Raw genomic sequence first — 10,641 nt, forward strand, 5'->3', positions numbered from 1 at the left:
TGTAATCGTCTGACGCGCTGTTTATTTTTCTTTGAGCCAGGTTAATCTGGCTTCATTTAGGGGTACGATTTTATGATTAATCGTGCATACTGTGCGCTTTTTTGTGGGCCAAGGGACTAAGCACACATTTCATATCTATACACTCATTCATTCAAACTACATCAAGGCGGCAAAGGAGTGAATCCCCTGGCACTGACTTAAACGTGTGACTGGGGTAAGCGAATGCAGCCGACAAGGAGGTAGCGTGAAGGGTGACGTGTATAAACGAAAGATGAGTCTATGAGCACTGATAATAAGCAATCGTTGCCTGCGATTACCCTCGCAGCTATTGGGGTTGTCTACGGTGATATTGGTACCAGCCCGCTTTATACGCTTCGTGAATGTTTGTCCGGTCAGTTTGGTTTTGGCGTTGAACGAGATGCCGTGTTTGGTTTTCTGTCGCTGATCTTCTGGCTACTCATCTTTGTGGTTTCCATCAAATACCTCACCTTCGTGATGCGCGCCGATAACGCGGGTGAAGGTGGAATTTTGACGCTGATGTCGCTTGCCGGGCGTAATACCTCGGCGCGCACCACATCCATGTTAGTTATCATGGGACTGATAGGCGGCAGCTTTTTCTATGGCGAAGTGGTCATTACGCCGGCGATTTCGGTGATGTCGGCGATTGAAGGCCTGGAGATTGTCGCGCCGCAGCTGGATACCTGGATTGTCCCGCTCTCCATTATTGTGCTGACTCTGTTGTTTATGATTCAGAAGCACGGTACGGGAATGGTAGGAAAACTCTTTGCGCCGATCATGCTGACTTGGTTTTTGATCCTGGCGGTACTTGGCCTGCGCAGTATTATCGCCAATCCCGAAGTGTTACATGCGCTGAATCCTGTCTGGGCGGTACGTTTTTTCCTTGAATATAAAACCGTATCATTTATTGCGTTGGGCGCGGTGGTGCTGTCGATTACTGGCGTAGAGGCGTTGTACGCCGATATGGGACACTTCGGTAAGTTCCCGATTCGCCTGGCGTGGTTTACCGTGGTACTGCCGTCGTTAGTACTGAACTACTTTGGTCAGGGCGCATTGCTACTAAAGCATCCGGAAGCGATTAAAAACCCCTTCTTCCTGTTGGCGCCGGACTGGGCGTTAATTCCGCTGCTGATTCTGGCCGCGCTGGCGACGGTGATCGCCTCCCAGGCGGTCATTTCCGGCGTCTTTTCGCTGACGCGTCAGGCCGTGCGTCTTGGCTATTTGTCGCCAATGCGCATTATCCATACCTCCGAGATGGAGTCCGGTCAGATCTACATCCCTTTCGTTAACTGGCTGCTTTATTTCGCGGTTGTGGTTGTTATTGTTAGCTTTGAGCATTCCAGCAACCTGGCGGCGGCCTATGGTATTGCCGTGACCGGTACGATGGTGCTGACGTCTATTCTTTCTACGACCGTGGCGCGTAAGAACTGGCACTGGAACAAATATTTTGTCGCGCTGATCCTCATCGCATTCCTGTGCGTGGATATCCCGCTGTTCTCGGCCAACCTCGACAAATTGTTGTCCGGTGGTTGGCTGCCGCTGAGCCTGGGCCTGATCATGTTCACGATCATGACCACCTGGAAGAGCGAGCGTTTCCGTCTGTTGCGTCGTATGCATGAACACGGTAATTCGCTGGAAGCGATGATTGCTTCACTGGAGAAGTCACCGCCGGTTCGGGTGCCGGGTACTGCCGTATACATGTCACGCGCGCTCAGTGTGATCCCTTTTGCTTTATTGCATAACCTGAAGCACAACAAAGTGTTGCATGAGCGCGTAATCTTACTGACGTTGCGTACGGAAGATGCGCCTTATGTGCATAACGTTCGCCGGGTGCAGATTGAGCAGTTGTCTCCGACATTCTGGCGCGTGGTGGCCAGCTACGGCTGGCGCGAAACGCCAAACGTTGAAGAGGTGTTCCACCGCTGCGGTCTGGAAGGGCTTAGCTGTCGGATGATGGAAACATCGTTCTTTATGTCGCACGAGTCGTTGATTGTCGGCAAACGCCCGTGGTATTTGCGTCTGCGCGGCAAGCTGTATTTGTTGTTGCAACGCAACGCCCTGCGCGCGCCGGATCAGTTCGAGATCCCGCCTAACCGCGTGATTGAGTTAGGAACGCAGGTCGAGATTTAACCTCCCATCAACATGCCGGGGGCCGCGTTGGCTTACCCGGCCTGGCCAATCCGTAGATTCCCACAAGATAATCGCCATTGGGCGATTATCTTCACCTGATTTCCGCTAGCGAAACGTTTCGACGGCGATCACAATTCTGTTACGTCATGATGGTTTTATGAACACATCCAGGGTTACACTGCGGCCAGCGAAACGTTTCGCTAGTGGAGCAGAAAAATGAAGAAAGGCACCGTACTCAACTCTGAAATCTCGTCGGTCATTTCCCGTCTGGGGCATACTGATACTCTGGTGGTCTGTGATGCGGGTTTACCCATCCCGAATAGCACTGCGCGTATCGATATGGCACTAACCCAGGGCGTACCTTCTTTTATGCAGGTGGTGGATGTCGTGACCCGGGAAATGCAGGTTGAGGCGGCGATTCTTGCAACGGAAATCAAACAACAGAATCCGCAGCTCCACGAAACGTTGCTCACTCACCTTGAGCAACTGCAGCAACACCAGGGAAACACCATAAAAATTAGTTATACGACACACGAACAATTCAAAAAATTGACTGCAGACAGTCAGGCGGTGATTCGCAGCGGGGAGTGTTCCCCGTATGCGAACGTCATTCTTTGCGCTGGCGTCACTTTCTGAGGCCGCTATGGACGCATTACTGCAACTCAAAGGGATCGATAAAGCGTTCCCCGGCGTGAAGGCTCTCTCCGGCGCCGCGTTAAACGTTTATCCTGGCCGCGTTATGGCGCTGGTGGGGGAAAACGGCGCCGGAAAATCCACCATGATGAAAGTATTAACCGGCATCTATACGCGAGATGCGGGATCGTTGTTATGGCTGGGTAAAGAGACCACCTTTAACGGGCCTAAATCGTCTCAGGAAGCCGGGATCGGCATTATTCATCAGGAACTGAACCTGATCCCGCAGTTGACCATTGCGGAAAATATCTTCCTGGGCCGTGAGTTTGTGAATCGCTTTGGCAAAATCGACTGGAAAAAGATGTATGCCGAAGCCGACCACCTCTTAGCCAAACTCAATCTGCGCTTTAAGAGCGATAAGCTGGTGGGCGAACTCTCTATCGGCGATCAGCAAATGGTGGAAATCGCCAAAGTGCTGAGCTTCGAATCCAAAGTCATCATTATGGATGAACCGACCGATGCGCTGACCGACACTGAAACCGAATCTCTGTTCCGCGTTATCCGCGAATTAAAATCGCAGGGGCGCGGCATTGTCTATATCTCCCACCGTATGAAAGAGATCTTCGAAATTTGCGATGACGTGACGGTCTTCCGCGATGGGCAATTTATCGCCGAGCGTGAAGTGGCCACGTTGACCGAAGATTCTCTTATCGAAATGATGGTGGGACGTAAGCTGGAAGATCAGTACCCGCATCTGGATAACGCGCCGGGTGAGATTCGCCTGAAGGTCGATAATCTGTGCGGACCGGGCGTGAATGATGTCTCTTTTGTGCTGCGAAAAGGTGAGATTCTTGGCATCTCCGGCCTGATGGGCGCCGGTCGCACCGAGCTGATGAAAGTATTGTACGGCGCGATGCCGCGAACCAGCGGTTACGTGACGCTTGATGGACACGAAGTGGTGACGCGTTCTCCGCAGGACGGGCTGGCCAATGGCATCGTTTATATCTCTGAAGACCGTAAGCGCGATGGACTGGTGCTCGGCATGTCAGTTAAAGAGAATATGTCGCTGACGGCGCTGGACTATTTCAGCCGCGCTGGCGGAAGCCTGAAACACAAAGATGAGCAGCAGGCGGTGGGGGATTTTATCCGTCTGTTCAACGTCAAGACGCCGTCAATGGAACAGGCGATAGGCCTGCTTTCTGGCGGTAATCAGCAAAAAGTGGCGATTGCCCGCGGGTTGATGACGCGCCCGAAAGTGCTCATTCTCGACGAGCCGACTCGCGGCGTGGACGTCGGCGCCAAGAAAGAGATTTACCAGCTTATCAACCAGTTTAAGGCCGACGGCCTGAGCATCATTCTGGTCTCATCTGAGATGCCAGAAGTATTAGGCATGAGCGATCGCATCATCGTCATGCATGAAGGGCATCTCAGCGGTGAATTTACTCGCGAGCAGGCCACCCAGGAAGTGTTAATGGCTGCCGCAGTGGGCAAGCTTAATCGCGTGAATCAGGAGTAAAAAAGATGACAACCCAGGCTGTTTCTGGTCGCCGTTATTTCACTAAAGCGTGGCTTCTTGAGCAGAAGTCGCTCATTGCCCTGCTGGTGCTGATCGCGATTGTTTCGACGTTGAGCCCCAACTTTTTTACCGTTAATAATCTGTTCAATATTCTTCAACAGACCTCCGTCAACGCCATTATGGCGGTGGGGATGACGTTGGTGATTCTGACATCGGGGATCGATCTGTCCGTCGGTTCCCTGCTGGCGCTCACCGGCGCGGTTGCCGCTTCAATCGTCGGCGTTGAAGTGAATGCGCTGGTCGCGGTTGCCGCCGCGCTGGCGCTGGGCGCTGCGATTGGCGCCGTTACTGGCGTTATCGTCGCGAAAGGCCGCGTACAGGCGTTTATCGCTACGCTGGTGATGATGCTGCTACTGCGCGGCGTGACGATGGTTTACACCGACGGTAGCCCGGTCAACACCGGCTTTACCGATAACGCCGATCTGTTTGGCTGGTTCGGTATCGGCCGTCCGCTGGGCGTTCCTACGCCGGTCTGGATCATGGCTATCGTCTTTATCGCCGCCTGGTATATGCTGCATCACACCCGTCTGGGACGCTATATCTACGCGCTGGGCGGTAACGAAGCGGCGACGCGCCTGTCTGGCATTAGCGTGAGCAAAGTGAAAATTATCGTCTATTCACTTTGCGGCCTGACAGCGTCGCTGGCGGGCATCATTGAAGTGGCGCGCCTCTCTTCCGCGCAGCCGACGGCGGGTACCGGCTATGAGCTGGATGCTATTGCCGCCGTGGTGCTGGGCGGCACCAGCCTTGCAGGCGGTAAAGGACGCATTGTTGGGACATTGATCGGCGCATTGATTCTCGGCTTCCTTAATAATGGTTTGAATTTGTTAGGTGTTTCCTCCTATTACCAGATGATCGTCAAAGCGGTGGTGATTTTGCTGGCGGTACTGGTAGACAACAAAAAGCAGTAACAACGACTACAGGACATCTGAAATATGAACATGAAAAAACTGGCTACCCTGGTATCTGCTGTTGCGCTGAGCGCCACCGTGAGCGCGAATGCAATGGCGAAAGACACCATTGCGCTGGTGATCTCTACCCTCAATAATCCCTTCTTCGTGTCGTTAAAAGACGGGGCGCAAAAAGAGGCGGATAAACTGGGTTATAACCTGGTGGTGCTGGACTCCCAGAACAACCCTGCCAAAGAGCTGGCGAACGTGCAGGATTTAACCGTTCGCGGGACCAAAATTCTGCTGATCAACCCGACTGACTCCGATGCGGTGGGTAACGCGGTGAAGATGGCGAACCAGGCGAAGATTCCGGTTATCACGCTTGACCGCCAGGCAACCAAAGGCGATGTCGTCAGCCATATCGCGTCTGATAACGTGCTGGGCGGTAAGATCGCTGGCGACTATATCGCGAAAAAAGCTGGCGAAGGCGCCAAAGTGATTGAGTTGCAAGGCATTGCCGGAACATCTGCGGCGCGTGAGCGTGGCGAAGGTTTCCAGCAGGCGGTAGCCGCCCACAAATTTAATGTCCTGGCCAGCCAGCCTGCTGATTTCGACCGTACTAAGGGTCTGAACGTCATGCAGAACCTGCTGACCGCGCATCCGGATGTTCAGGCTGTCTTCGCCCAGAACGATGAAATGGCGCTGGGCGCACTGCGCGCGCTGCAAACTGCCGGTAAAGCAGATGTGATGGTGGTTGGATTTGACGGTACGCCGGATGGCGAAAAGGCTGTAAAAGATGGCAAACTGGCAGCGACTATCGCTCAGTTACCGGATCAAATCGGCGCCAAAGGCGTTGAAGTGGCGGATAAGGTGCTGAAAGGCGAAAAAGTTCAGGCCAAATATCCGGTTGACCTGAAACTGGTCATCAAGCAGTAATAAACGACACGGGTCAACTATGGCCTGATGGCGACAGAAATACGCGAGCCTCCGCTGAGGTGAACGTAAAAAAAGAAAAGCAGGGCACGCGCCACCCTAACCGGTGGCGCACTTTGACGTGGAACCCCGAATATGAAAACCGCAGGTAATCTCATCGTCCTTGGCAGCATTAATGCCGATCATATCCTTAATCTTGAGTCCTTCCCTACCCCGGGTGAAACGGTAACCGGTAGCCATTATCAGGTCGCGTTTGGCGGGAAAGGCGCGAATCAGGCGGTTGCTGCGGGACGTAGCGGGGCAAATATTGCGTTTATCGCCTGCACGGGCGATGACGATATTGGCGACAGTATTCGTAAACAATTAGTCAGCGATCGTATTGATATCGCGCCAGTTAGCGTTATTAAAGGCGAGTCTACCGGGGTGGCGCTGATTTTCGTTAACGGCGAAGGCGAGAACGTCATCGGTATTCATGCCGGAGCGAATGCCGCGTTATCGCCGGCGTTGGTTGATGCGCAACGTGAACGTATCGCGCAGGCGGATGCGTTACTGATGCAGCTGGAATCGCCGCTGGAAAGCGTACTGGCGGCGGCGAAAATCGCCCATCAACATCATACTACTGTTGCGCTTAACCCGGCGCCTGCCCGTGAGCTACCGGATGAACTGCTGGCGCTGGTGGACATCATCACGCCAAATGAAACGGAAGCTGAAAAGCTGACGGGCGTGCGTGTGGAAAATGACGACGATGCCGCGAAAGCTGCGCAGGTTTTGCATGATAAAGGCATTCGAACCGTATTAATTACCTTAGGAAGCCGTGGCGTCTGGGCCAGCGTAGACGGCGAGGGCCGCCGCGTTCCTGGATTTAGCGTTGAGGCTGTCGATACCATTGCCGCCGGAGATACGTTTAACGGCGCCTTTATCACCGCGATACTGGAGGAGACGCCGTTGCCGGAAGCGATTCGCTTTGCCCATGCCGCCGCCGCGATTGCCGTAACGCGTAAAGGCGCGCAGCCGTCCGTTCCGTGGCGCGAAGAGATAGAAGCGTTTTTACATCAGCAGGGGTAACGCTTGGCTACTATGAAAGATGTTGCCCGCCTGGCGGGAGTCTCTACATCGACGGTCTCTCACGTTATTAACAAAGATCGCTTTGTGAGTGAGACGATAACCGAAAAAGTTGAAGCGGCGATTAAATCACTTAACTATGCGCCTTCCGCGCTGGCGCGAAGCCTCAAGTTAAACCAGACCCGCACGATTGGTATGCTGATTACCGCCAGTACCAACCCTTTTTATTCCGAACTGGTGCGCGGCGTTGAGCGAAGCTGTTTTGAGCGCGGTTATAGTCTGGTGCTGTGCAATACCGAAGGCGACGAGCAACGGATGAACCGCAACCTGGAGACCCTGATGCAAAAACGGGTAGACGGTTTACTGCTGCTGTGTACCGAAACGCATCAGCCTTCTCGTGAAATCATGGAGCGTTATCCGTCTATTCCTACCGTCATGATGGACTGGTCGCCGTTTGATGGTGAGGGCGATAGCGATCTCATTCAGGATAATTCGTTGCTAGGCGGCGATCTTGCCACCCAACACCTTATCGATAAAGGATTTACCCGAATAGCCTGTATTACCGGCCCGCTGGACAAAACGCCAGCGCGTTTGCGGCTGGAAGGGTATCGGGCGGCGATGAAACGCGCAGGGCTGGCTATTCCGCAAGGCTATGAGATCACCGGCGATTTTGAATTTGGCGGCGGCTTTGACGCCATGCAGGCGTTACTCGCCCATCAACAGCGACCGCAAGCGGTTTTTACCGGAAACGATGCGATGGCTGTCGGCGCCTATCAGGCGCTATATCAGGCGGGGCTTCGTATCCCGCAGGATATGGCAGTCATTGGCTATGATGATATTGAGCTGGCGCGCTATATGACGCCGCCGCTGACGACTATCCATCAGCCGAAAGATGAATTGGGCGAGCTGGCTATTGATGTGTTGATTCATCGGATGGCGCAGCCCGCCTTGCAACAACAGCGACTTCAGCTTACTCCGGTTTTGACGGTGCGTGGGTCGGTTTAGATTTATGCCGTTCTTTAATCAGATTGTTGCCGTCTTTGACTCTTAGCAGCATAAACATCAGCGCGGACACGATAGTGATCGCCCCCATCGTGATAAAGGTATAGTGGAACTGTTCCACGGTACTGGTGCCCGCAAAACCTTCATAAATACGTAACACCGCCGCGCTGATCGCCACGCCTAAACTGATAGACAATTGCTGCGTAACCGCCAGAACGCTGTTGCCGCTGCTGGCATTATCGTCCGTCAGATCCGCAAGAGTAATCGTATTCATTGCCGTAAATTGAGTGGACATCGCCATTCCAAGAATGAATAGCGGCAGTACGAGCATCCAGATCGGCATGGCGGGAGATTGAAACGAAAACTGGGCAATCATCAGACCGATAAATACCGTAATGCCGACCAGAGTCTTCCGGTATCCCAAACGTCGTAAAACCTGCGTTACGGTCGATTTCGCGATAATAGAACCCAAAGCTGTCGGCGCCATCATGCAGCCGGCGATCAGAGCCGGGTAGCCAAAACCAACCTGTAGCATTAACGGCATCAAAAAAGGTACGCAGCCTGTCCCCAGACGCGTGGCGAGGTTGCCGGCAATACCGACGGAAAATGTGCGTGTCTTAAACAGCGATAGTGATATTAACGGTGTCGGATGACGGCGGGCGTGACGGATATAGGCCAATAGTAGAACGATACTGCAAAAAATAATGGCGGATGCGATCCATGTCGCCACAATCTTTTCGCCAAACAGTTCCATTCCGCTGGAAAATAAAACCAGACTTAACCCAAAAAGAAAGAAGCCGGTCATGTCAAACTTGCGACGCGGCGTGGTGAAGTTGGGCATATATTTGCGGGCATACAGAATGCCTGCAACACCAATGGGAATATTAATCAGGAAGATCCAGTGCCAGCTTGCCCAGGTCACCAGTACGCCGCCTAATACCGGCCCCAGAATTGGACCTACCAGCCCCGGCATAGTGACAAAGTTAAGAACGGGCAGCAGCTCACTACGCGGATAGGCTCGCAATAACGCCAGTCGCGCCACTGGCATCATCATCGCTCCGCCGACGCCTTGTACGACGCGAAAAATAACCAATTCAGATAGTGAACTGGAGAGCGCGCAGGCCAGCGAGCCTAACGTAAACAGACTTACGGCGACCATAAAGACGCGACGCGTACCAAAGCGGTCAGCCAGCCAGCCGCTTACCGGAATTAACATAGCTACTGTCAGGGTATAACTGATAATAGCGGACTGCATGGCGAGTGGTGAACGGTTAAGACTATGCGCAATAGCCGGTAAAGCGGTATTCAAAATGGTGGCGTCTAGCGCCTGCATAAAGAAGGCCATCGCCGCGATCCACGGCAGGCCAGCCATACTGCGCGCTTTTTTGCTGGTCATTCAATATCCTGTTAATTATCTGGTCTCTCATTGGGCGCTATTAACAACGCCTGGCAGGCCTGGAAAGCGCGTTCGCCGTCGCCATCAGCGATGGCATCAACAATGGCCTGATGCAAATCCAGCTTTACCACCTCGTTATAGGTGATTGAGGTAAAGTAAGTGTGATAAACCGAATGAAATAGCGTAGCAAAAGAGATTAGAAAGGGATTGGCGCTCATTTCGTAGATATGCTCGTGCCACGCCATATCCACTTCAATCCAGCGTTCACGCTTAAAATGCTTTTTCAGCGCGACCATCTCTTCCATTAAGGCATTAAGCCGCGCTTTCTGCTCCGGTGTGCCAAGAGTCGCCGCCAGCAGGCAGGCTTGCGGCTCCAGGCTAATACGCATCACCAGAAAATGATTCACCACCTGATGAAAATTTTCTTCCGTCATCCACCAGGTCAGCAGCTCTTGATCCAGAAAGTTCCAGTTTCCCTGCGGCATCACCCGCGTACCAATGCGCGGACGGGGTAGCACCATACCTTTAGCCGTCAACGTTTTCACCGCTTCGCGAACTGCCGTTCGACTTACGCCGTACTGCTCGCCCAGTTCTATTTCGCCGGGAAGAATCGTACCGGGGGCGTAGTCACCCTTTAATATCCGCTGCGCCAGCTTTTCAGCCAGAACATAGGATAGATTTTTCTGTGCGGCTAATTGTTGTGCGCTTAAAGGCATGAATGTTCTTCCTTTCTCTTTCGTTTGGTTATTAGTATGCCACCTGGAAGTGTGATTGCAGTTGCAATAACGGCAATTTGCTTATTTTATGGCACGTTAAGCACGCCATTGATGAAAAAAGAGACACTCAGAAAATTATTTTAAATTTCCTCTTGTCAGGCAGAAATAACTCCCTATAATGCGCCACCACTGACACGGAACAACGGCGCACAGGCCGCCGGGTCAGCGGGGTTCAGACCAGAACCTCACGGAGAAAAGCGAAAATAAACGCTTGACTCTGAAGCG

9 protein-coding genes are annotated in these 10,641 nt (G+C 53.0%); 7 read left to right on the forward strand and 2 right to left on the reverse strand.

The window, feature by feature from the left end:
- The first annotated feature begins 279 nt into the window (after positions 1–279).
- The 7 genes from kup to rbsR all read left to right on the forward strand — a co-directional run bounded on the left by kup (position 280) and on the right by rbsR (position 8,247).
- Complete coding sequence (gene kup, locus ACLJQD_RS22000; protein WP_000102338.1) at positions 280–2,148, forward strand: low affinity potassium transporter Kup; 1,869 nt, start codon at positions 280–282, stop codon at positions 2,146–2,148.
- Between the two features lie 216 nt (positions 2,149–2,364).
- Positions 2,365–2,784, forward strand: a complete 420-nt coding sequence (rbsD, locus tag ACLJQD_RS22005; RefSeq protein WP_000715944.1) for a D-ribose pyranase — start codon at positions 2,365–2,367, stop codon at positions 2,782–2,784.
- 7 nt (positions 2,785–2,791) lie between these two features.
- Positions 2,792–4,297 carry a ribose ABC transporter ATP-binding protein RbsA gene (rbsA, locus tag ACLJQD_RS22010; protein WP_000339361.1) on the forward strand — a complete coding sequence of 502 codons (1,506 nt, stop codon included), beginning with the start codon at positions 2,792–2,794 and terminating at the stop codon, positions 4,295–4,297.
- Between the two features lie 5 nt (positions 4,298–4,302).
- The gene (gene rbsC, locus ACLJQD_RS22015; protein ID WP_000211345.1) at positions 4,303–5,268 is read left to right on the forward strand and encodes a ribose ABC transporter permease; all 966 of its coding nucleotides are present in this window, start codon (positions 4,303–4,305) and stop codon (positions 5,266–5,268) included.
- 24 nt (positions 5,269–5,292) lie between these two features.
- Positions 5,293–6,183, forward strand: a complete 891-nt coding sequence (rbsB, locus tag ACLJQD_RS22020; RefSeq protein WP_001056260.1) for a ribose ABC transporter substrate-binding protein RbsB — start codon at positions 5,293–5,295, stop codon at positions 6,181–6,183.
- A gap of 132 nt (positions 6,184–6,315) precedes the next feature.
- A complete protein-coding gene (gene rbsK / locus ACLJQD_RS22025; RefSeq protein ID WP_000844728.1) occupies positions 6,316–7,245 on the forward strand; it encodes a ribokinase in 930 nt (309 codons plus the stop codon).
- A 3-nt stretch (positions 7,246–7,248) separates the two neighbouring features.
- Complete coding sequence (gene rbsR / locus ACLJQD_RS22030; RefSeq protein ID WP_000224487.1) at positions 7,249–8,247, forward strand: ribose operon transcriptional repressor RbsR; 999 nt, start codon at positions 7,249–7,251, stop codon at positions 8,245–8,247.
- On the opposite strand, the gene mdtD is transcribed toward rbsR, so the two are convergent.
- Entirely contained in the window at positions 8,213–9,640 is a 1,428-nt protein-coding gene (gene mdtD, locus ACLJQD_RS22035; protein WP_000202072.1) for a multidrug transporter subunit MdtD, read from the reverse strand. The genes rbsR and mdtD overlap by 35 nt on opposite strands.
- Before the next feature lie 11 nt (positions 9,641–9,651).
- Positions 9,652–10,356, reverse strand: coding sequence for a FadR/GntR family transcriptional regulator (locus tag ACLJQD_RS22040; protein WP_017442064.1), 705 nt, complete (start codon positions 10,354–10,356; stop codon positions 9,652–9,654).
- Positions 10,357–10,641 lie beyond the last annotated feature (285 nt).

The organism is Salmonella sp. SAL04214 (genome assembly GCF_046550615.1).
GTDB classification, from domain to species: Bacteria; Pseudomonadota; Gammaproteobacteria; order Enterobacterales; family Enterobacteriaceae; genus Salmonella; species Salmonella enterica.